Raw genomic sequence first — 23,314 nt, 5'->3', positions numbered from 1 at the left:
CTCCTAGCGCCTGGGAAACGACTAGTCGTACAACGGCCGGCCCCGCCGGGGAATTCCGGTCACGCGGCCAGCCAGCGGCCGATGCACGTCAGCAGCTCGTCCGGGGCGACCGGTTTCGTCACGTAGTCGCTCGCGCCCGAGGCCAGGCTCTTCTCCCGGTCCCCCGCCATCGCCTTGGCCGTGACCATGATGATCGGCAGCCGGTCGAACCGCGGCATCTCCCGGATCGCGGCCGTGGTGGCGTAGCCGTCCATCTCCGGCATCATCACGTCCATCAGGATCAGGTCGACGTCCGGGCTCGCCAGCAGCTCGTCGATTCCCTTGCGGCCGTTGGGCGCGTGCCGGACCACCATCCCGTGCAGCTCCAGGATCCCCGCGATGGCAAGGACATTGCGGGCGTCGTCATCCACGAGCAGCACCTTGCGCCCCACCAGCCCGGGCGGGCCGTCGCCCTCCGCGCCGGCGGGCACGATCTCGGCGGTGGGCTGCGGTTCGATCATGGCCGGGTCGAGCCCGTGCGGTTCGCCCAGCAGCAACAGGAACCGCTCGCGCAGCTTGTCCAGCGACGGCAGCATCTCCACCAGATGCGTACGGGTGTGCGCCTCCATCAGCCGTTCCTGTGCCGGGATGATCTTGCGGGTCGGGTGCGCCAGCACCGGCACCGCGTCGTCCCGGTCACTGTCGCCCAGCCGTTGCAGGAACGTCAGCGCCGACGCGCCGGGCAGGCTCGCGTCGAGCACCACGCACCGGTGCTCCCGCTCGGCCAGCGCCTCCACGGCCTCGTCCGGGGTGGTGACCGACTCGATGTGCACCGGTTCGCCGGTGTCCGCGAGGTCCGCGACGAACTCCCGCACCAGCAGGGTAAGCAGCCGGTTGTCCGGCCCCTCCACGACGAGCACGCGCCGCTGCGGCTCGGCGTCGATCCGCGGGCGGGGCTCACCCACACCCGCCACGAGCACCGGGGTGACCGGCAGCGTCAGGGTGAACGCGCTGCCCTTGCCCAGCTCACTGTCCGCCCGCAGCTCACCGCCGAGCAGGTTCGCGACCTGCCGGCTGATCGACAGCCCCAGCCCGGTACCGCCGTAGCGGCGGCTCGTGGTGCCGTCGGCCTGCTGGAACGCGCCGAAGATCGTCTCCAGGTTCTCCTTCGCGATGCCGATCCCGGTGTCCAGCACCGCGAACTCGACGCACCGCTCGCCGTTCTCGACCACCCGCACCCGCAGCTCCACCCGGCCCCGCTCGGTGAACTTCACCGCGTTGGACAGCAGGTTCCGCAGCACCTGGCGCAGCCGCTGCTCGTCGGTGGACAGCTCGTCGGGCACCTCCGACGCGACGGTGACGTCGAAGTCGAGCCCCTTCTCCGCGGTCAGCGGCCGGAACGTGGTCAGCACGTACTCCAGCAGCTGCGGCAGCGGCACCGGCTCGGTGTGGATGGCCATCTTCCCGGCCTCGACCTTCGACAGGTCGAGGATGTCGTTGATCAGCTGCAGCAGGTCGGTACCCGCGGACTGGATGACCTTCGCGAACTCGACCTGCTTCGCGGTGAGGTTCTGCGTCGAGTTCTGCGCCAGCACCCCGGCGAGGATCAACAGGCTCGTCAGCGGTGTCCGCAGCTCGTGCGACATGTTCGCGAGGAACTCGGACTTGTACTTCGACGCGAGCGCGAGTTGCTGGGCGCGCTCCTCGATCTCCTGCCGCGCCTGCTCGATCTCGAAGTTCTTGATCTCGATGTCGCGGTTCTGCCGGGCCAGCAGCTCGGCCTTCTCCTCCAGCTCCGCGTTGGACGACTGGAGTTTGAACTGCTGGGCCTGCAGCTCACCGGACCGCGTCTGCAGCTCACCCGCCAGCCGCTGCGACTCCTCCAGCAGCGAGTCGGTGCGCGCGTTGGCGATGATCGTGTTGACGTTGACGCCGATGCTCTCCATCAGCTGCTCGAGGAAGTCCCGCTGCACCGGCGTGAACCGGCTGAACGACGCCAGTTCGATGATGCCGAGCACCTGGTCCTCGAACACGATCGGCAGCACGATCAGGTTGACCGGCGGCGCCTGCCCGAGGCTCGAGGAGATGTTGACGTAGGCGGGCGGGGTCTCGTCCACCACGATCGGGATTTTCGTCTGGGCCACCTGCCCGATCAGCGACTGGCCGAGATCGAACGTGACCAGGCCGGTGGCGGCGTGCCCGTACCCGGCGATCAGCTTCAGCACCGGCTCGCCCGGATCCATCAGGAAGAACGTGCCGTGCTGGGCGCCGACGAGCGGCGTCAGCTCGTTCATGATCAGCTGCGCGACGGTGCGCAGGTCCCGGTGCCCCTGCAGCAGCCCGGAGATCCGCGCCAGGTTCTTGTTCAGCCAGTCCTGGTCCTCGTTGGCGCGCGTGGTCTCGCGCAGCGACTGGACCATCGCGTTGATGTTGTCGCTCAGCTCGGCGACCTCGCCCTTGGCCTCGACGGAGATCGACCGGGTCAGGTCGCCGGTGGCCACGGCGCTGGCGACCTCGGCGATCGCGCGGACCTGGCGGGTCAGGTTCCCGGCGAGCTCGTTGACGTTCTCGGTGAGCCGCTTCCAGGTGCCGGACACGCCTTCGACCTCGGCCTGCCCGCCGAGCCGGCCTTCCTTCCCGACTTCGCGGGCGACGCGGGTGACCTCGGCGGCGAACGACGACAGCGTGTCGACCATCGTGTTGATGGTCGTCTTCAGTTCGAGGATCTCGCCGCGGGCGTCGACGTCGATCTTCTGGTTCAGCTCGCCGCGGGCGACCGCGGTGGTGACCTGGGCGATGGACCGCACCTGGCTGGTCAGGTTGTTCGCCATCGAGTTCACGTTGTCGGTGAGGCTCTTCCAGGTACCGGCGACGTTCGGCACCCGGGCCTGGCCGCCCAGGATGCCTTCGGTACCCACCTCGCGCGCGACACGCGTGACCTCGTCCGCGAACGCCGAGAGCGTGTCGACCATCGTGTTGATCGTGTCGGCCAGCCCGGCGACCTCCCCCTTGGCCTCGACGGTGATCTTCTGCGACAGGTCACCGCGGGCAACCGACGTCGCGACCGACGCGATCGAGCGGACCTGGTCGGTGAGGTTGTCGGCCATCACGTTCACCGACTCGGTCAGGCCCTTCCAGGTACCCGACACACCTTTCACGTCCGCCTGACCGCCGAGGCGGCCTTCCGTACCGACCTCTCGCGCGACCCGGGTGACCTCATCCGCGAACGACGACAGCTGGCCGACCATCGTGTTGATGGTGTCCTTGAGTTCCAGGATCTCGCCGCGCGCGTCCACCCGGATCTTCTGCGTCAGGTCGCCCCGCGCGACCGCGGTCGTCACCTCGGCGATGGAACGGACCTGGTCGGTGAGGTTGTCGGCCATCACGTTCACCGACTCCGTCAGGCCCTTCCACGTGCCCGACACACCCTTCACGTCCGCCTGACCACCGAGCCGGCCTTCCGTACCGACCTCCCGTGCCACTCGCGTGACCTCGTCCGCGAACGACGACAGCTGGTCCACCATGGTGTTGATCGTGGACTTGAGTTCGAGGATCTCGCCGCGCGCGTCGACCGTGATCTTCTGGGACAGGTCACCCCGGGCGACCGCGGTGGCGACCTGGGCGATGGAGCGGACCTGGGCGGTGAGGTTGCCGGCCATGAAGTTCACCGACGTCGTCAAGTCCCGCCAGGTTCCCGCGACCCCGGGCACCTGCGCCTGACCGCCCAGGATCCCTTCTGTACCAACCTCTTTCGCGACCCGGGTGACCTCGTCCGCGAACGACGACAGCGTATCGACCATGGTGTTGATGGTCGACTTGAGTTCGAGGATCTCGCCGCGGGCGTCGACCGTGATCTTCTGCGTCAGATCACCCTTCGCGACCGCGGTGGTGACCTCCGCGATGGACCGCACCTGCGCGGTGAGGTTGCCGGCCATGAAGTTCACCGATGTCGTCAGATCCCGCCAGGTACCGGCGACCCCGGGGACCTCGGCCTGACCGCCGAGCCGCCCCTCGCTGCCGACCTCCCGCGCGACACGCGTGACCTCGTCGGCGAACGACGAGAGCTGGTCGACCATCGTGTTGATGGTGTTCTTCAGCTCCAGCAGCTCACCTTTCACGTGCACGGTGATCTTCTGGGTCAGATCGCCCTTCGCGACGGCCGTCGCGACGCTCGCGATGTCGCGGACCTGCGCGGTGAGGTTGCCCGCCATCGCGTTCACCGACTCGGTGAGGTCCTTCCAGGTCCCCGACACCGCCGGCACCGACGCCTGGCCGCCGAGCTTGCCGTCGGTCCCGACCTCGCGGGCGACCCGGGTGACCTCCGAGGTGAACAGCGCGAGCTGGTCGACCATGCCGTTGAACACGACGGCGATCTCGTCCAGCAGCACGTCCCCGACCTGCGGCAGGCGGGTGCTGAAGTCCCCGTCGCGGACGGCTTTCAGCCCGTCGAGCAGCTGCTGCAGGCGCCCGTCGTCGATGGGGTCGCTGGCGCGTCTGATCGCCGTGTCACGTGTCGTCATGGGGGCACCTCTCTGGTGCCGGGTTTCAGCGGCGGGCTGGCCGTCCCGGCAGGTCGACGTCGAACGAGTCCTCGCCGGCCGCGACCCGCCGGATCGTGTCGAGGAGGTCTTCCAGGAGCCCCGCCTTCAGCAGGAGCCCGGCACCGCCCGCCGCGGCGACCCGATCGGCGACCGTGCGGTCGGCCCCGCCGGTGAACACCAGGATGCGGCTGTCGGGGCTCTGCTCGTGCAGCCGGCCGATGGCGTCGATCCCGTCGCCGTCGGGCAGCCTGCGGTCGAGCAGCACCACGTCGGGCTGGTGCTCGCCGGTCGCCGAGACGGCCTCCTCGATGGCCCGGGCGCGTGCGACGAGTTCGATGTCGGGGACGGTCTCGAACGCGGCATCCAGCGCCATCGCCACCTGAGCGTGGTCTTCGACGAGAAGCAGCCGGATCGGTCCGGTTGCGCTCGGTGAGGAACTCACCACATCATCTCCTGGCTGCGCAAGTCGCAGGCCCCCGGAGTTTAATTCGGCTCCCCGGAGCATAACGACCCCCATTCGGGGGGCGCGAATTCTGGCGGCTCATCCCGGCGCGCCCGGGCCTTCGTCACGCCGCCCGAACGCGCCCGGCCCGGCGTGGAACAGGCCGATGAGCAGCACGCCCACTGCGACGCCCGCGAACGCCGGCGCGGGATGGGCGCCGGGGCCCGCCCAGTAGCCGAGCAACGCGGCCAGCACGAGCCCGGCCCACCCGGCGACGAGGTTCGGCACCGGGCCGTTGCCCATCACGTTGGGATAGCGGCGTTTCGTGATACCGCGCAGGAAATGCGGCAGCGCGTTGCCGCCGACCAGGCCGGCGAGCAGGCTCAGCACGATCGTCTGCCACACGAGAACTCCTCAGCACCGTCGCAGCAGGGGAAGCAGCACCTCGTCGACGAGATGCCGCAGGAACGTGTCGTCGAGCGGGAGGCCGGTGATGAACAGGCGGGAGAAGAGCATCGCCGAGCTGATCTCGACGAACAGGGTGTGATCGGTCCCGCCGGGCAGGTCGCCGCGCGCGACCGCCCGGTCCAGCACCGCGCCGAACACCTCACCCTTGTCGTCGACGACCTGGGCTCGCACGACCTCGGCCAGCCCCGCGTCGCGCCGCATGGCGATCATCAGGCCGAGGATCAGGGCCGAGTCCTGCCCGGTGAGGCTCGCCCGCATCGCGGTCAGCACGGCCAACAGGTCCTCGCGCAGGTCGCCGGTGTCGGGCGGCGCGGCGGCCGGGCCACCGGCCCGGTTGCGGACGGCCGCGACCACCAGCTCCGGTTTTCCGGGCCAGTGGCGGTAGATCGTGGCCTTGCTGGCCCGCGCCCGGGCGGCGATCTCGTCCATCGTCATCCGGTCGTAGCCCACCTCCCCCAGCACGTCGAGGGTGGCGGTGAGGATCGCGTCCTCCCGGGCGGTTCCGCGCGGCATCAGCACTCCTTGGTGAACGAAACTGTTTCGTACAGTACCAGGAGTGATGCTTGCCGGCTACGACAGCGGCGTTTACAGACGTTCGATGATGGTCGCGTTCGCGAGACCACCGGCCTCGCACATGACCTGCAGGCCGTAACGTCCTTCGCGCTGTTCGAGGACGGACAGCAACGTCGTCATCAGGCGGCCGCCGCTCGCGCCGAGCGGGTGCCCGATCGCCGTGGCGCCACCGTTGATGTTCACTTTGGACAGATCCACGCCGGTTTCCGCCTGCCACGCCAGGACGACGCTCGTGAACGCCTCGTTCACCTCGAACGCGTCGATGTCCGAAAAGGACAGTCCGGCGCGGTCGAGGACCTTGGCCGTGGCGGGAATGATGCCGGTGAGCATGAACAGCGGGTCGTCCCCGACGACGGCGAAGCTGTGCAGCCGGGCGCGCGGTGTGAGGCCGAGGCGCTGTGCCGTCTCGCTGCTGGTGATCAGGACCGCGGAGGCGCCGTCGTTGATCGGCGAGGAGTTGCCGGCGGTGACCCTGAAGTCCAGTTGGGGGAAGCGCTGGTGCCAGATGTCGGCCTCGAAGGCGGGCTTGAGTCCGGCCAGGACCTCGACGGTCGTCGATGGCCGCACGGATTCGTCCTGTGTCACGCCGTTCAGGGGTACGACGTCCTTCGCGAACCGCCCGTCGGCCCACGCCGCCGCCGCGCGCCGGTGACTCTCCGCGGCGAACTCGTCGAGTTGGGTGCGGGAAAGGTGCCACTTGTCGGCGATCAGCTCCGCGCTTATCCCTTGTGGGACAAGCCCTTCCGGGTACCGTGCGGCGACTGCCGAGCCGAGGAAGTCCTGGCCGGCGGCCTGGCTGCCGATCGGCACGTGGCTCATCGATTCGATCCCCGAGGCGATGACGATGTCGTAGGCCCCCGCGAGCACCCCTTGCGCCGCGAAGTGAATCGCCTGCTGGGACGAGCCGCACTGGCGGTCGACGGTGACGGCCGGGACCGACTCGGGCAGTCCCGCCGCGAGGGCCGCCCAGCGGGCCGTGTTCATACTCTGCTCGCCGATCTGCCCGACCGCACCACTGATCACGTCGTCGATGAGCGCCGGTTCGATGCCGGTGCGCTCGACCAGCGCGCGGATGGCGTGTGCGTGCAGGTCGACGGGATGGATGCCGGCGAGTGCTCCCCCGGGCTTTCCCTTACCGATAGGTGTCCGCACCGCATCGACGATGACCGCGTCCCGCATGGTCCCTCCTAGGAGTTCGAGAAGCTACTCCCCGGTATACCCTCGTCAGTTGGATTTCACAACTCTCCCGTGGTGCTGGCTTCGCCGACCACATTCCGTGACGGGCCGATGCTTATATCGCAGCTGGCTCTCACCGTTCGTCACCACCCCCTCGGCGCCCGGGCTTCCTCGGTGGGTTACTCTGTTTCCCAGCAAGTCCGAGTGGCGGAATGGCAGACGCGCTAGCTTGAGGTGCTAGTGCCCTTAACGGGCGTGGGGGTTCAAGTCCCCCCTCGGACACCGGCACAAACCCTACGGGCGGGACGGATGGAGACATCCACCGCCCGTTCTTCATGTTGGTAGACCATCTCTAAGTCCAGCTTCTCGTAGAGCTGCTGGAGCTTCTCCGGCTCGGCTCTGTTCAGCTCCCGGCCCACATCGCCGAATGAGTCGATCATGGCGTGTACCTCGGCGGGCGCCAGCAGGTTTGGCGCGGGCGTCCCGTCCAGCTCGGCTCGCGCGGCGACACGCTGCGCTTGCGCGGTCATTGATCGACTCCACCAGAGCCACCGGATCAACTCCCGCCTCGATCGCTGACCGGAGCCTCCTCAACTTCGCCTCCGCCGCGTCGAGCCGCTTCTGTGCCGCCTCACGCACGCCCGACTCGGCCGCCCCACCTTGGGACGCAATCAGCGCCTCCACCGTCTGGTCCCGGTTGTCCCGGTCGAACACCTCGCCCAGCCACACGTTCACCGGCTCGATCACAGCGCTCTCGGGCAGGTACACGTTCTTGGGATGCCCCTCCAAGGCTGGCGAGTTCGGAACCATGGTCCGCGCCGCACAGCAGTAGTAGATCCGACTCTCGCGCGGCGTGCCTTCCATCCGCCGCGTGCAGTATCCGCACCGCACCCGACCTCGCAGCGCGTAGACCTTCTTGGTCCTTTTCGGACCGCGCTCCGGCTTCCGGCGAGCATCCAGACCGCCAGCCGCCCGCGACCGACGCAGCAGTTGCACCTCCGTGAACGTCTCCACCGAGATGATCGCCGGATGCGCCGGGACTCGGGACCGGACGACTCGCTCGGCCTCCGACCGCCGGAACCGCACAACATGACCGGCCGACACGTCTTCCGGGTCCAACAGCGTTTCCTGTTTCGTCCACCGGCCGAAGAACGCATACCCCGTGTACCGCGGATTCTCCAGAATCACTCGAACTGCGTTGCCCTGCCAGCCATCGCCCAACCGGTGCCGGTTCTGTTCCGGCCGCCGCGCCGATGGACAGGCGATGCCATCACGGTTCAAACCGTTCGCAATCGCCCGATCACCCTTGCCCGCCAGGTACTCCGCAGATGCGCCGGACCACTTCGGCCGCTGCCTCGTCGATCGCCAGGACCCGCAGTCGATATCCTACTGCCGCCTTCCGCGGGTTCGGGTGCTGCCCGCCATCGACCACCATGTACCCGTACGGCGGGCGGCCGCCCTGATGCCGCCCCTCGTTGATCACCGGGGCGTCCATCGCCGTGCGACGGGTTCCGCGGATCGAACTTCCCGCCCAGCTCCGGCACCCACAGATCGACCCCGTATGCGGCGAACTTCGGCGCGATCAACGAGAACTGATTCCCAAACCAGCACTGCGTCCCCTCCCCGACGACGAGAGCGTTCCATCCGCGGCCAGGGTCCTTCAGCGCGGCCAGGAGTCGGAGCCGCCTCCCCGCGCCGCTCCCACGGCGCAGATCGGGACTAACCAACGTCGAAGTAGTCCGCGACGATGCGCCCGCCGAGAGGCTCGACGAACTTTTGGGCGTTGCCCAACTGCCAGCCGTGAGAGGTCTCCGGGTCCTGGTTGTCCTCGGTCGAGCAACGCCCGTAGAACCCCACCGGGCCGATCCCCTCGTCCACCGGTTCGGCGACGTCGACGCCGAGCAGCTCGTCCAGCGTGGCCCACGGGTCGCTGTCGATTTCAACACTCATCAGACCCCCTCTCCCGAGGTCCATCCAGGACCGGAACCTCGGTCAGCTCGATCAGTATGTCCAGTAGTATGCGGCAAACCTCCGGCGTAAGGACAGGTAGCTCGCTCGGAACGCGCACCGTGACAGGCTCGTCTTGCCCGTTCATGATGTGCTGATTTCATCAACGGCGGCCTTGATCTGATCGACCAGGTACCCGCGGACGCGCCGAACCTCACCGTCCTCTGCTGGGACGTACTGCCGCACCGGCCGGCACCCCAGCTCACCCATCTGCTGTCCGAACGCGGTCGGCTCGACCTCCAGCGCGTCGACCAGCTCGGCCGTGGGCACGAAGTCACGCTCGTCGATCTCGTCACCGAGGTACTCCACGACCGAGGCCAACGGCTCAGGCAGATCGACGGGACGTTCGCTCGTTCCGATCGCCACCACCACGGCCGCCGAGTCGATCGCGCGCGCCGCGTCATCGCCGGCTGCGTGCCCCGACAGCGTTCTGGCCGACTCCCGAAGCGTTCGCCCTCGCGCGCAAATCTCCTGCCATTCAGCGTTCGCGAGGTAGTCCGTCCACACCGTGACCGCCAGCGAGTCTGCTCCCGCGTCCATATCACCGTCTGGGCGCAAGATCTCGACACCCTTGTGTCGCGGTAGCAGTGCGGATGCGTCGTAGCCGCGGGTATTCATCTGCTCCCCGAGCACGATGTTCGAGTCACGCCAGTCCATCACCCGCAACGCGAACCGCGAGCCCAGCACCGACCGAAGCCGCGAGGGGATCGTCTGTGAGTCCGGTCGCTGCGTGGCAAGAACGACCACGATCCCGGCCGCCGGCCCCTTACAGGCGAGGTACGCGAGAAGGTCCACAATGTACTCACCGAGCGTCGTCTTCTTCCCGCCCACCAGAATCTTTTCGGGGTTCTCCAAGAAGACCTGGACCTCATCGATCACCACAGCCGTGATCGGCATGTTCAATCCGAGGTCTCGCGAGATCGCCGGAGTGATCTTCGATTCGGGGCGGATCTCGTCGTCCAAAGCGGACATCCGCGCATACCGAGCCTGCACTTCCGCAACCAGCTCAACGAGGTAGTCACGCACCTGCTCGACATGGTGCAGCTTGTCGCCGTAGACGAACCGGTGCGCCACATTTTCGACGGCCTTCCAGTCCTTACCGCCCTTGCCGTCGACTACATACAGCCGCGTGTGTGGGTCCAGGATCAGGCCTGCAGCGGCGAGGCGCGCCGCCATTGTCTTGCCCTGTCGGGGAATCGCTCCGATCAGGAGGGAGGTCCACACCAACGGAAGATCGATCCGGCGCTGCCGGGCATCTCGGCCGAACGGCACTGCCCGCCAGGCGTCCCACCACTCGACGTCGAGCAACGGCGTCCGGCGCGGCGGACCGGAGTAGGGATCCACGTCAGCGACCCAGAGGAACACTCGCCCGGCGTGTCCGCCGCTCCCCCGCACTCGCTCAACGATCAGCTGCACCTCGTCCACCGCCAGCGCATCCCGATGCTTGATCACATCCATGGCCTTGCGGGTCGCCGGAAGATCGACGGTGATCGCCCAGCCGGCGCCCACGCGTGAGGCACGCTGGACCAGCCGGAGCGACTCGTCCTTGCCGATCAGCTTCGCGTCCCGGAAGGCACTTCCGGCCGAACAACGGTTCTCCTTGGAATACGGAGTCGCACTCGGCACGGTTCGACACGCGTCACGAACACTTCGTGCCCGTGGCCTGTTAGTGGTCGTCAAGTCGAAAGGGGAGCTATATTTCCGAGACTGCGCAGCAGATAGCGAGCGAATTTCTGGAGCGCACCAAGGAGGAAACTTCGATCAAGCACGCCTGCTTGACAGAGGTAATCGAATAATTACGATTACTAGATCGCCTCCTTGACTGGAATCCCCCCGCTTGCACGGGGAGCACCTGCGAAACGCGAGCCCCTGCTCGTTCGACGCGTGGTAGACCATGATGGCGCGTCCGGTTTTGACCGTGTCGAAAACGCGCATCCACATGAGTGCGCGTACGCGTTGATTGATCGTTCCCACGAAGACGCCCGGGGAGGCTTCCAGCATCCAGCGTGTGAGATGGCTGCGGAGTCCCACCGGGCAGGCGGCAACCACGATCACCGTCACGATTGTTCCTCATACGATGTCCCGCTTGGCAATGGAGTGCCGTCGTAGTCCCATAACTGGACGACATCCGCATCGCTCTCGTCCTCCTCTCTGGTTCGGCATCAGCGGGTGTAAGCAGGTGCTTGACGTCGCGGACACAGCGGTCGAGGAAGGTGTTGCCGCGTAGGCGGTCACGAAACGCGCGCTGGGTCTCGGCGCCGATGTCGGCGTATTCCGCAGCCGCGATATCGAACGCGACGGGGATGGTCAGTTCGGCCTTGTAGAGGTCTGCGATGTCAAACACGAACGATCGAATGTGTCCGGTGTGGACGAACCCGAGTCCGGGCGCGCAGCCGAGGGCGACGACGACCGCATGCACGGCGCCGTAGAGACAGGTGTTCGCGGCAGATAGTGCTTGATTGACCGGGGTCCCGCCGGCGAAATCGTCGGCAGCGTAGTCGCGGCGATTCCAGTCGACGCCAATGCGGTCGGCCTGTTCGGGGTACAGCCGTCTGACCCGGGCACTCACGGCGACCGCGAAATTTTGTCCGATTTCAGACAAGCGCAGCGCTAATACGTATTAGCCACTGCTGGGCTGTCCCGTTCCCCCGGTCTGCTGGACAGTGGGCTGCTCGTCCAGGTCGGCTGAACCCTGGGTCTGGATCCTTCGCGCCGCACGCCCGAGCGGACGCCAGTAGATCAACGCCACGAGCAACACGAGACTCGCGCAGACGGCGTACACGATCGCGATGTGACCCGTCACCTGAATCGCCCAGGCGCCGAGCAACGCGCCCAGCGGCTGGGCCGACCAGGCCAGCACCTGCGCGACGGTCTGCACCCGGGCCAGGAAGTACTCGGGCACGATCTCCTGCCGCAGCGCCAGAGTGCGGACCGCATAGAGCGACGGCAGTCCCGCGGCCGCCGCCCACGCCCCGGCGGCGATCCAGAAGTCGGTGGACAGCGCGAGCACAAGGACGAGACAGCTCCATACCACCAGGGCGCCGAGGGTCATACTGAGGAAGGAGAACCGGCGGTTCAGCCGGCCCGCCGCCAACAGCAGCAGCGCGGTACCCGCCGAAGCTCCCGCGAACAACAGACTGATCCGGCTGTCGCTGGCGTTCAGCCGGGTATGCGCGAACAACACCAGCTGCGACCAGGTCGTCGCGCCGAGCAGGTTGAACAGGGCCGCCACCAGCGCCACGCCACGCAGCACCGGATTCGCGAACACATAGGCCAAGCCGGCTCGCACGTCCGCCAGGACCCTGGAGCCGCGGCGAGCCGCGCGCTCGGGGTTGAACGGCGTCCGCACGAACGCCATGATCGCCGCGGAGATGCCGAACGATACCGAGTCGGCAAGGAAAACGGCCGTCACCGGTATGCCATTGCCGATGAGTGCGCCCGCGAGCAGCGGGCCGAGCACCTGCGCGGCGGCGTAGCTGCCCTGCAGCCGTCCGTTGGCCGCCATGAGTCCCGGTTTGCTCACCAGGCTTGGTATCGCCGCCGATTCCGCGGCAGTGCAGATGATCCACAGCGTGGTGTTGAGGAAGGCGGCCAGATAGACCCATGGCAGATGCAGAATGCCGAGCCAGGCGAAGGCTGGAATCGTGCCGATCAACACCAGGCGGCCGAGATCGGCGCAGATCATGGTCTTCCGGCGGTCCAACCGGTCGACCCAGGCGCCGATCACCAGACCGAACACGAGGTATGGCAGGAAACCGGTCACCGTCGTCAGCGCAAGGCCCACCGCCGAACCGGTCAGCTTGAACACCAACAGCGGCAGCGCGAACGTGGTGAACGACGAACCGAGACTGGAGATGGTCTGGCTGGACCAGAAGAGCCGAAAATCCCCGCGGCGCGACAACGTGCCTCCCCCGGTCGACATGACTCCAGAGGGTAGCACCTCGGACTACTTCCCGTTATTCTCAGATTTTGGCTGGGTTGCCACGAAACGTAGCGAGCGCCGGAATTGGGGGGTGGTATGTCGCACGTTGACGCCGCACGACTTGCGGAAGCTGCGGTCACCCGAATCAATGGGGTTGCCTCTGCGACAGCCGTTCCCTGGAGGCGGCCCCGGCCGCTGCAGGGCCGGCATCTCGATGAGCTGACCAACACCGTTTCCATTTCAGCGGAACCGATTCCCGCTTCCGCGCCTGCGCCATCCGATGGCGATGACTCCACCCAACGGCCGCTTGCGTTCCTGGACGGCGGTGCGGCCGAGCTGCCGGCGGACTTCCCGCGCACCGTAGGCGCGGCGCTCGAGCGGGCCGCACTCCTCGCGCCGCACAAGGGAATCACCTTTCTGCTACCCAACGGCGACGCTGATCGCCTTGGCTATCCGGAACTCCTCGACGCCGCCCGGCAGGTCCTCGGTGGCCTCCAGGCATGGGGGGCGCGGCCGGGCAACGAGGTCGTGTTCCAGTTCGTCGCCAATCGCGAGTTCGTGATCACTTTCTGGGCGTGCGTCCTGGGCGGGCTCATTCCGACGCCGGTCGCGGCCGTCGCGAATCCCGACAGCGGCCCCAATGCCGAGAAGCTGCACAACATCTGGGAGTTTCTCGGACGACCGCTCATCGCGACCGACGTGCCGGCGCTGGCTGGTTCACTCACCGAAGCATGGGGCGCCGAGGCCGACGTCGTCGAGGTGCGGCAGCTGTCTCCCACGGAACCGGCGGTTCTTTTCGAGTCCGGCGCCGACGTCCCGGTGCTCAACCTGCTCACCTCCGGCAGCACCGGGATGCCCAAGTGCGTCCAGCACAACAACTCCTCGATCGTCGCACGGACCTTCGGCGACATCACGGTGAATCAGCTCGGCCCGGACGAGGTCACCTTGTGCTCGATGCCCATGGACCACGTGATGGGCTGTGTGATGGCGCACGTCCGCGATGTCTTCCTGGCGTGCGAACAGGTGAACGCGACACCGGACATGTTCGCGGCCCGCCCGTTGGCCTGGCTCGACTGGATCGACCGCTACCGGATCACGAATCTCGCCGCGCCGAACTTCGCCTTCACGCTGCTGCTCGAATACCGGGACGACATCGCGCGGGGGGCCTGGGACCTGAGCTGCCTGCGCACCATCTACAACGCGGGCGAGCCGGTCAACCCGGACACCGTGCACACGTTTCTTCGGTTGCTGGCTCCGTACGGCCTGCCGGATGACGCGATGGTGCCGTCGTGGGGAATGTCCGAGACGTCGTCGACCGTGACCCATACCCGAATGTCCGGAGTGGTCCGGGCCCGCGGCGTCGCCGAGGTCGCGAAAGACTCCCTGGGCGGGGATCTGCGGTTCGGCGGGGACCAGACGGTCCGGTTGACCGATGTCGGCGGGCCGATGCCCGGCGTGCGCATGCGTGTGGTCGACCCGAGTGGCGAGCTGGTACCGGAAGGACGGATCGGCGCGCTGGAGATCACCGGCACGACCATGTTGTCCAGCTACTACGCGAATCCTGAGGCGAACCGCGAGACGCGCACGCCCGACGGGTGGTTCAGGACCGGTGATTTGGCCTTCTTCTGGCAGGGCGGGCTGTTTATCGCCGGACGCGCGAAGGACTTGATCATCGTCAACGGGGTCAACCACCTCAGCCACGACATCGAGGCGGTGGTGTGCACGACGCCCGGAGTGGCGCCTGCCTCGGCCGCCGCCTGCGGGGTGTTCGATGCCGACCGCGGCACGGATCAGCTGGTGTTGTTCTATGTGCCCGACTCACCAGGTCACGACCAGCGCGACACCGTGCGGTCCGTGCGCGTTGCGGTGGCGACGCGCACCGGGCTCGACCCGCGCGCCGTGCTGCCGATCTCCGCCGCGGAGTTCCCGCGTACGACGTCTGGCAAGATCCAGCGGGCCAAGCTCGCCGCGCGCTATCGCGCCGGGGACTTCGACGTCCTGCTGCGGGAACTGGAGATCGCCGAGGAAGGCCCTCGGACGCTGCCCCCCTGGTTCTTCACACCGTCCTGGGTCGCGAAGCCCGAGCCGGCGGCCGGTCCGGCCGGGGTGCTCGTGGTGGTCGCCGCCGAGGTCGTCGCCGCGAAGTTCACCGCGCAGGCGACCGGACCGGTCGTCGTCGCACGGCCCGATTCTCCGTATCCGGCCGTTCTCGCCCAGGCGATCGCCGAGCACGGCCGGATCGACACCGTCGTGCACGCGGTGGCCCTGACCGACGGCGGCACCGCGGAGGAGCCGCTGGTCTCCCTGGTCGGTCTGGTTCAGGCCCTGGCCGGCGCCGGCCTCTCCGATGTGGATCTGCTGGTGCTGGGCCGGCCGGACACCCCCGTCGGCGGCGCGCTGACCGGCCTGGTCCGCACGATCGCCGACGAACGGCCGGTGCGGTCGAGCAGGCTGTTGCTCACCGATGCCGAGGACCCTGCCAGCGGATGGGGCGAGGATGTCGTCGCCTGTTACCGCGACGGGAAGCGCAGCGTGCCCGTCCTCGCCCCCGCACCCGTGCCCGAGTCGGTCGCACCCGCGTTCGGTCCAGGCGGCCTGCTGCTCATCACCGGAGGCGGCGGTGGTCTCGGTCGACTGCTCGCGCACCAACTGGCCGTCGCCTATAGCGCGAAGATCCTGCTGACCGGTCGGTCGTCCGACGGGCCGGCCGACAGCGAGGACGTCCGCTACGTGCGCTGCGACGCCGCGGACGCGACGCTGTTGCGGTCAGCGGTCGCCGACGCGGAACGTCACTGGGGTCGGCGGCTGACCGGCATCTTCCATCTCGCGGGGGCTTCGGTCCGCGAGCAATGGGACGACCTCGACGCACATCTGGTCGCCCGTACCTCACCCGACACGTTCCGCGCGGCGCTGCGCGCGAAAGTGCAGGGCGCGCTGTCCCTGGGTGCCCTGGTGGCGGAGCGTCCCGGCGTCGAGGTCGTGCTGTTCTCCTCGGTCAACGGCTGGTTCGGGGGTTCGGCCTTCGGGGCGTACGCGGCGGCGAACGGGTTCCTCGACGGACTCGCCCTGCAGTGGTCCGCGGCGGGCTGCCGCGTGCGTTCGCTGGCCTGGAGCCAGTGGAGCGGCGTCGGCATGAACACCGGTTCCCCCACGTCGGCCGCTGCCGCCGCGCGCGGTTTCCGGCCAATCTCAACCGAACGGGGGCTAGGCTCGCTGCTCGTGGCGCAGGCCATCGACGCCCCGCACCTGCTGATCGGGCTTGACCCGGCCAATCCGGCCGTTGGCCGATCCCTCACCGAGGACGCGACCATTCCCACATTGCTGGTCGCGTTCACCGGCCGGCCGGAACTCCGGGACGAGGTCGCCGCGGCGGCGGCCGCCGTGGTCGACGTGCCGGTCGACGCCGTACACGTCGCCGTCCTACCCGGACCGGACGGCGCGACGCTGGCCCGGCTGGTGAGCGCGGCACGAGGCATGGCGGAGCCGCCACTGCCCGGCCTGGAGGCGCGCATCGCGGATGTCTGGCGCGAGGTGCTGGGACATGCCGAGATCGGACGCGACCAGAGTTTCTTCGAACTCGGGGGCAGCTCGCTGCTGAGCGCGCAGGTCCAGGAACGGATGTCCAGCCGGCTCGGGATCCGCCTGCCGCTCCGGGCTTTCTACTCGGCGCCGACCGTCAGCGGCATCGCGCGGCTGGTCGCTCGGCGGTAACGACGCCGGCCAGCGGGCCTGGCTGGGTCGGTCCACGCCCGCTGGCCGGTCAACGCATGGTGCCGGGAAGGGCGTCCAGCGCGGAGAAGTGATCGCCGGGTACCGGACACACCTCGACCGGACCGTCGATGTGGCTGCTCCATCCGTTGTCGGAACCGGTGTCGAGCCGGCCCGGCCGCTCCGGGCGCAGTAGGGTCACCGGACCGGCGTACCTCGGCCGATGCGCCTCGACGGCGGAGGCGGTCGCGTCGTACACCCGCCACCGGCGCAGGAGCGCACCACTGTCATCCTCGGTGACGCCGGCGGTTTCGCGGATCCACTCGACCACGTTGGCCGACGGTGGCGGCGGAACATGTTGTCCGACAACCGAACTCACGAAGTCGGCTGCGCGCTGGGCCGTTCCGGTGGGCTCGGCGACCGGATAGCTGTCGATCAGCAGGGGCGGGTAAACTTGCATCCCCCGCTCGGCCAGCAGCCGGGCGACCTCCAGCGCGACAACGCCACCGGCCGACCAGCCCACCGGCCGGACCGGTCCCGCCACCATGGTGCCGACCGCGTCGGCATAGTGTGCCGCCATCGCGGCCACGTCGTCGTGGGGCTCGGCCCCGTCAGCCAGACCAACTGCCTGCAGGCCGAACACCGCCGGCCCCGCGGGCAACCGGCGCAGCACATCGCGATAGACAAGGATGCTGCCGCCCAAGGCATGGCACAGCAGCACCGCGGGTTCTGTCGACGTCGCCGAGCGCAGCAGCACCAGGCAGTCGGCGCTGTCCTTCGCCCCGCCCTCGCTGTGACCTTCCACCAGGGCAGCGAGCTGGGCCACGGTCGGCGACGACAGGAACTCCGCCAGCGGCAGCCGAAGCTCGAACTCCCGCTCCAGCATGGTCAGCAGACGGGCCGCGAGCAGCGAGTGACCGCCGGACTCGAAGAAGTCGTCGGTCACCCCGGCCGGGCCGTCCAGCAGTTCCTGCCAGATTCGCAGCACGCGCTCCTCGGTGGGAGTCCGCGGCGTGACCCGTTGCGTTTCAGTGGGTTTGGCGGCGACCAGCGCGCGCCGGTCCACCTTGCCGTTCTTCGTCAGCGGAATCTGGTCCACGAACACGAACGCCGAGGGCACCACGGATGACGGAACCCGCCGCGCGAGGTCCGCACGCAGCAGAGCGGCCAGACGTTCCCGCGACGCGGGGACCCGGTCGGGTCGGCGCCCGTCGATCACCGGATCGTCGGGCCGGACGGCGAAGACCATGTGCAGTCCGGCCTCGACGGCGGCTTCGACCTCGATCACGAAGCCCGCTTCGGTCAGCTGTTTCCGCACGGCGTCGACCCGCTCATCGCCATCCACCTCGGCGACCACCTGACGGACCCGGGGCCAGTGTGCCGCGGACAGGCCGGCCAGCACGTCCACCTCGGCGCGCTCGACGTCCACCTTGAGCAGATCGATTCGCTCGATCCCGTGCTCGACGACCAGATCCGACAGCGTGGTGACCGGAACCTTGATCCGCTCGGCGACGGTCCGGGCGTCCAGCACGTTCTCCAGGGCCGTCGGCTCGGGCGCATCGTCTCCGGCGGTGCGCAGTGCCACCGCCCGCATCCGAGCTCGGTCGCCGACGGCGTCGGCGTGCCGGCCGGACAACATGGACACGCCCGGGTAGTAGGTGAACTCGGCCTCGCCCCGTTGCGCCCCCAGCGCGGCCTGTGCCACCTCCGTCGAGCCGTACAACTCGGCGTTGAGTCGTAGCACCGCGCACGGGCCGGGCATCGGCTCCACGGCGTGCACGACCGCGCCCCGGCAGTGCCGGTGCACGTACACCATGAACAACCCGATATTCGCGCCAGCGTCCACGACCACCGGGGCCTCGGGAAGCGCGATGCCGTGGCGCAGGTACGTCTCCCGCACGAACACCTCGTCGTACTGGTAGGCGGTTTCCGCGTCGTTCAGCTGGAACACGGCGGTCCCGTCCGGAAGAACGCACTGCCGCACGCCGTCCGCCCGCACTCGCAGATATCGCCGCACGGGTCCCGCGGTCTCCTCGTCCGGAACCACATGGGCCACCAGCCGGTCGTCCACAACAGACGCTGCTGCCGCCGCGACGGCGGGGTGTGCGGTCAGGGCGGCCTCGACCTCACCCAGCTCGATCCGGACACCGCGCAGTTTCACCTGGTCGTCGAGGCGTCCGAAGAACTCCAGCACCCCGTCCTCGCGCCAGCGGCCCCGGTCGCCGGTGCGGAACAGCACTCCGGCCGGGTCGAAGGGGTCGGGCACGAACCGCCGCACGGTCAGCTCCGGCCGGCGCAGGTAGCCTCGGCCCAACCCGACTCCGCCCAGGTACAGCTCACCGGGAACCCCGACGGGAACCGGCATCCGGTACTGGTCGAGGACGTAAACCTTGATGTTCGCGATCGGAGCGCCGACCGGCACCAAGTCGACGGACGGATCACAGCGCCACCAGGTCACGTCGATGGCGGCCTCGGTCGGGCCGTAGAGGTTGTGCAGTTCCGCCCCCACCACATCGTGAAACCGGCGGACCAACGCCGGGGTCAGCGCCTCACCGCTGGACATCACCCGGCGCACCGACCGGCATGCGTCGCCGACACCGGCCGTGTCCAGGAAAACGCCCAGCATCGAGGGCACGAAGTGCAGCGTGGTGACGCCTTCCCGGGCGATGACCTCACGCAGGTATCCAGGGTCGCGGTGACCGCCCGGCTGCGCCAGCACCAGTCGGGCACCGGCGATGAGCGGCCAGAAGAACTCCCACACCGACACGTCGAACGTCACCGGCGTCTTCTGCAGGACCACGTCGTCGGGGCGCAACGGAAAGGCCGACTGCATCCACCGAAGCCGGTTGACGATCCCCGCGTGGGTGTTGATCACCCCGTTCGGAGAACCGGTCGACCCGGAGGTGTACAGCACGTAGGCGGCGTCTGCGTCGACGGTCCGCGCCTCACGCGGACGGTCACCCGGGTCGGCGAGCACCCGCTCGTCGATGTCCAGAACCGTTACGTCGTCCGGAAGCCGGTCACGGAGCCGGAACTGGGTCAGCACGACGGCCGGTTCCGCGTCGGCCAGCACCTCGGCCAGCCGCTCCCGCGGGTCCTCGGTCGACAGCGGCAGAAAGGCCGCGCCGGCCTTCAACGCCGCGAGCAACGCGACGACCAGCTCCGGAGAGCGCTCGGCGTGCACGGCGACGATGTCGCCGGTGCCCACCCCGGCCGCGCGCAGTCGATCGGCCAGCAGGTCCGCGCTGTGGTTCAGCTGGCGGTAGGTCGCCGATCCGTTCGCCCACACGACCGCGACGGCGTCCGGGGTCCGGCGCGACTGCTCCGCCACCAGACCGTGCAGTGTCGCTGGCCCGCCCAGGTCGGCCGCTGTGTCGTTGAACGCCTCGACCACCTGGCGCCGTTCAGCCTCGTCCAGCAGCGGCGTCTCGGACAGCGTCCGCGTCGGACAACCGGCCACGGCCGTGAGGAGGATCTCGAGGTGGCGCCGCATCCGCGCGATGGTGCGCTCGTCGAACAGGTCCGCGGCATAGGTCAGCGTTCCGCGCAGGGCGCCGTCAGCCAGCCGCAGGTGCAGTTCGAGATCGAACCGGGTGGCCGGATTGCTGACCGGAAACGGCTGGACCCGCACCGAACCGAACGCCATCTCTTCTGGCGCCACGTCGTTGTAGACGAATACCACCTGGGCGATGGGGTTGCGGCTGGTGTCGCGTTCGAGCCCGAGGTCGGCGACGATCAGGTCGAACGGGATGTCCTGGTGGTCGAGTGCGTCCAGCGTGGTCGACTTCACCCGGTACAGCAGGTCGCGGAATGTGGGGTCGTCCGCCAGGTCGATGCGCATCGGAACGGTGTCGACGAAGAACCCGACCAGTCCGCCGTCGCCCGCCCCGGGGCGGGAGTCCACCGGCGACGCGACCACCACGTCATCCTGGCCGGAGTATTTCGCCAACAGCACGGAGAACGCGGCCAGCAGGGTCATGTACAAGGTGGTGCCCTCGGCTCGGCTCAGCCGCTCCAGCGCCTCGGTCAGCTCCGCGGACAGCGCGAACTCGTGAACCGCACCCACCAGCCGGTGCACGGCAGGCCGCGGCCGGTCTGTCGTCAGGTTGAGCGGTTCGGCTCCGGCGAGTCGGCTCCGCCAATGGGCGAGCCCGTCGTGCAGCCGCTGCCCGCTCAGGCGTTCCCGTTGGGACGCGGCGAAATCGGCGAACTGCAGGACGGGCGGCGGCAGCGGGCAGTCCTGTCCGGCCGCGTAACCGGCGTACAGCCGCGCCAGCTCATCGGTCACCACCCCGAGCGAGACGCCGTCGCACACCGCATGGTGCACCGCCAGCACCAGCGCGTGCTCGTCCGGCGCGATCGCGAACAGGGCGGCCCGCAGCAGCGGTCCGGTCCGCAGCTGGAACGGGGTGGCCACCAGTTCCGCCGCGCCCGCCAGCGCACCGGCCCGGGCCTGTCCGGCGGGCAGGCCGGTGAGGTCGACACGGGCGAGTTCGGGTTCCCAGTCCGTCACCGACTGCCAGGCGACGCCGTCGGCCGTGACGGGGAACGCGGTGCGCAACACCTCGTGGCGGTGCACCAACCGCGCGAGCGCCTTGCGCAACGCCGCCACATCCAGCTGTCCGTGCAGCCAGAAGGCCACGTCGAGGTTGTACGCGGTGTTGTCCGGCACGAGCTTGTCCAGGAACCACAGTCGTTCCTGGGAGAACGACAGGCGCGGGTACACGCCGCGACCGGCGCGCACGGCCGGAGTGCCGGTCTCGGTCTCGGTCTCGGTGATGCTGAGGGCCGCGGCCAGCGCGGACACCGTCGGATGCTGGAAGAACTCACGCACCGAGAGATCGGCCCCCAACACATCGCGCAACCGCGTCACAACCTGCACCGCGCGCCGGGAGTTGCCGCCCAGATGGAAGAAGTTGGCGGTCACCGGGATCGGTTCGTCCGCCCGGCGCCCGAGCACATCCCGCCACACTTGCGCGACGCGTCGCTGGGCCTCGGTGGCCGGACCGTCGCCGGTCAAGTCCTCGGCCGCCGGCGGCTCTCCGGCCAGCGGGGGACGTGGACCGCTGTTCACCCGGCCCACCAACGTCGACAACGGCGCGTCGGGCGACCCGGCCAGTGCCGCCGCCATGGTGGCGAACCGCTCGATCAGCGCGAGCACCGTGCTCTCGTCGTACAGGTCGGTCGCGTAGGACACATGTCCGCGAATGCCGGCGTCCTCGGCCGACCACAGGTTGAACTCCAAGTCGAACCGCGTCGCCGACTGGGGTGTCTCGACCAGCCCCACGAACAGGTCGTCCCCGTCCAGCTCGGCGGCCGAGGGCGCGGCCGCCAGCTGGAACAGCACCTGTACCAACGGGTTGCGCCCGAGGTCCCGGTGCACGCCGAGGTCGTCGACGATCCGGTCGAACGGCAGGTTCCGGTGGGAAAGTCCATTCAGGACGGAGCCGCGCACCCGCCGGACCAGCTCGACGAATGTCGGGTCACCGGTGAGGTCGGTGCGCAGCGGCAGCGTGTTGACGAACAGGCCGACGACGTCGCCGAACTCGGACCGGTCACCCTGAGCCGTGGGCGTGCCCACGACGAAGTCCTCGACGCACGCGGTGCGGGACACCAGCACCGAGAAGGCGGCCAGGGCTACCGTGAACAGCGTCGCGCGCGCCCGTTTGGCGATCCCGGCCAGCCCGGCCGTCAGCTCCGCCGGGAACGAAAGGTCGCACACCGCGCCGCGGAAGGTCTGCGCGGCCGGCCGGGGCCGATCCCCGGGCACCTCGACGACCGTCGCCACCCCGTGCAGGCTCTCGCGCCAGTAGTCTGCCAGCCGCTGACCGTCGGCCGCCAGCATTTCCCGTTGCCACGCGGCGAAGTCCCAGTACTGCCTCGGTGCCTCGACGACCGGCGCGGCCCCGCCCTCGACGTGCGCGTGGTAGCGCTCGAGGAGCATCGGAGTCAGCACGGAGTCCACCGACCACCCGTCGGCGACGACGTGGTGCAACGTCATCAGCAGCACATGGTCGTGCGGCCCGAGGCGGACCAGGGTGGTCCGCAACAGCTTGTCGTGGGCCAGGTCGAACGGCCGCGACGCCGCGGACTCCTGTAGCCGCGCCAGTTCCTCGTCCCGGCGAGGCGCTGGCAGGTCGCCGAGGTCGACGACGTCGAGCGGCCAGCGATCCACGGCCGGATCGACGATCAGCCCGGGTTCTCCGTCCCAATCGACGATCCGGGAGCGGAGCACCGCGTGGCGCCGCGTCACATCGGCCAGCGCGCGGACCAATGCGTCCACCGACAACTCGCCGCGCAGCAGATAGCCGGACGGCATGTTGTAAAAGGGACTGTCCGGCTCCAGCACGGTCAGGAACCACAGCGCTTCCTGGCTTGAGGACACGACTCGGCGAGTATCCACAACATCGACCGTAGCGGTCTGCACGTGGAACGCAAGAGTGAATTGTCACTTGGTTAAACCGGAACTCGCTGTTTCGGTCCGGTTCTCCACTACGT

Annotated in this window: 11 protein-coding genes, 1 tRNA gene and 2 pseudogenes; 2 read left to right on the top strand and 12 right to left on the bottom strand. The window is 68.7% G+C overall.

Going from position 1 to position 23,314, the window contains the following annotated elements:
* Nucleotides 1–59 precede the first annotated feature (59 nt).
* From LOZ83_RS20270 to LOZ83_RS20250, 5 genes are all read right to left on the bottom strand, one after another.
* A complete protein-coding gene (locus LOZ83_RS20270) occupies nt 60–4,499 on the bottom strand; it encodes a HAMP domain-containing protein (protein ID WP_236792422.1) in 4,440 nt (1,479 codons plus the stop codon).
* Between the two features lie 25 nt (nt 4,500–4,524).
* Entirely contained in the window at nt 4,525–4,962 is a 438-nt protein-coding gene (locus LOZ83_RS20265) for a response regulator transcription factor (protein ID WP_236792421.1), read from the bottom strand.
* Between the two features lie 99 nt (nt 4,963–5,061).
* Nucleotides 5,062–5,367 carry a hypothetical protein gene (locus LOZ83_RS20260; protein WP_236792420.1) on the bottom strand — a complete coding sequence of 102 codons (306 nt, stop codon included), beginning with the start codon at nt 5,365–5,367 and terminating at the stop codon, nt 5,062–5,064.
* A 9-nt stretch (nt 5,368–5,376) separates the two neighbouring features.
* On the bottom strand, nt 5,377–5,943 hold the full coding sequence (locus LOZ83_RS20255) for a TetR/AcrR family transcriptional regulator (RefSeq protein WP_236792419.1): 567 nt from the start codon (nt 5,941–5,943) through the stop codon (nt 5,377–5,379).
* 72 nt (nt 5,944–6,015) lie between these two features.
* Nucleotides 6,016–7,182 (bottom strand): thiolase family protein, encoded by a 1,167-nt coding sequence (locus LOZ83_RS20250; protein WP_236792418.1) that lies wholly within the window; start codon nt 7,180–7,182, stop codon nt 6,016–6,018.
* 195 nt (nt 7,183–7,377) lie between these two features.
* Here LOZ83_RS20250 and LOZ83_RS20245 point away from each other — a divergent pair.
* Nucleotides 7,378–7,461: transfer RNA gene (locus tag LOZ83_RS20245), tRNA-Leu, on the top strand.
* Here the strand turns inward: LOZ83_RS20245 and LOZ83_RS20240 are convergent.
* From LOZ83_RS20240 to LOZ83_RS20215, 6 genes and pseudogenes are all read right to left on the bottom strand, one after another.
* On the bottom strand, nt 7,443–7,709 hold the full coding sequence (locus LOZ83_RS20240) for a hypothetical protein (protein ID WP_236793556.1): 267 nt from the start codon (nt 7,707–7,709) through the stop codon (nt 7,443–7,445). The genes LOZ83_RS20245 and LOZ83_RS20240 overlap by 19 nt on opposite strands.
* Before the next feature lie 322 nt (nt 7,710–8,031).
* Nucleotides 8,032–8,460 (bottom strand): annotated as a pseudogene (locus LOZ83_RS20235) (recombinase family protein); the annotation flags it as partial.
* Between the two features lie 438 nt (nt 8,461–8,898).
* The gene (locus LOZ83_RS20230) at nt 8,899–9,129 is read right to left on the bottom strand and encodes a hypothetical protein (RefSeq protein ID WP_236792417.1); all 231 of its coding nucleotides are present in this window, start codon (nt 9,127–9,129) and stop codon (nt 8,899–8,901) included.
* Nucleotides 9,130–9,270: 141 nt separating this feature from the next.
* Nucleotides 9,271–10,761, bottom strand: a pseudogene (locus LOZ83_RS20225) (FtsK/SpoIIIE domain-containing protein); the annotation flags it as partial.
* Between the two features lie 186 nt (nt 10,762–10,947).
* Nucleotides 10,948–11,187: a type I-E CRISPR-associated endoribonuclease Cas2 gene (locus LOZ83_RS20220; RefSeq protein WP_236793495.1), complete on the bottom strand. Its 240-nt coding sequence runs from the start codon at nt 11,185–11,187 to the stop codon at nt 10,948–10,950.
* A gap of 619 nt (nt 11,188–11,806) precedes the next feature.
* On the bottom strand, nt 11,807–13,108 hold the full coding sequence (locus LOZ83_RS20215; RefSeq protein ID WP_236792416.1) for an MFS transporter: 1,302 nt from the start codon (nt 13,106–13,108) through the stop codon (nt 11,807–11,809).
* 96 nt (nt 13,109–13,204) lie between these two features.
* On the opposite strand from LOZ83_RS20215, the gene LOZ83_RS20210 reads away from it, so the two are divergent.
* Entirely contained in the window at nt 13,205–16,819 is a 3,615-nt protein-coding gene (locus tag LOZ83_RS20210) for an SDR family NAD(P)-dependent oxidoreductase (protein ID WP_236792415.1), read from the top strand.
* Between the two features lie 49 nt (nt 16,820–16,868).
* Here the strand turns inward: LOZ83_RS20210 and LOZ83_RS20205 are convergent, their stop codons facing one another.
* Nucleotides 16,869–23,201 (bottom strand): non-ribosomal peptide synthetase, encoded by a 6,333-nt coding sequence (locus LOZ83_RS20205; RefSeq protein ID WP_236792414.1) that lies wholly within the window; start codon nt 23,199–23,201, stop codon nt 16,869–16,871.
* Nucleotides 23,202–23,314 lie beyond the last annotated feature (113 nt).

The organism is Amycolatopsis sp. GM8, from assembly GCF_021653975.1.
Lineage (GTDB): Bacteria > Actinomycetota > Actinomycetes > Mycobacteriales > Pseudonocardiaceae > Amycolatopsis_E.
This window is presented reverse-complemented; position numbering and strand designations above follow the sequence as displayed.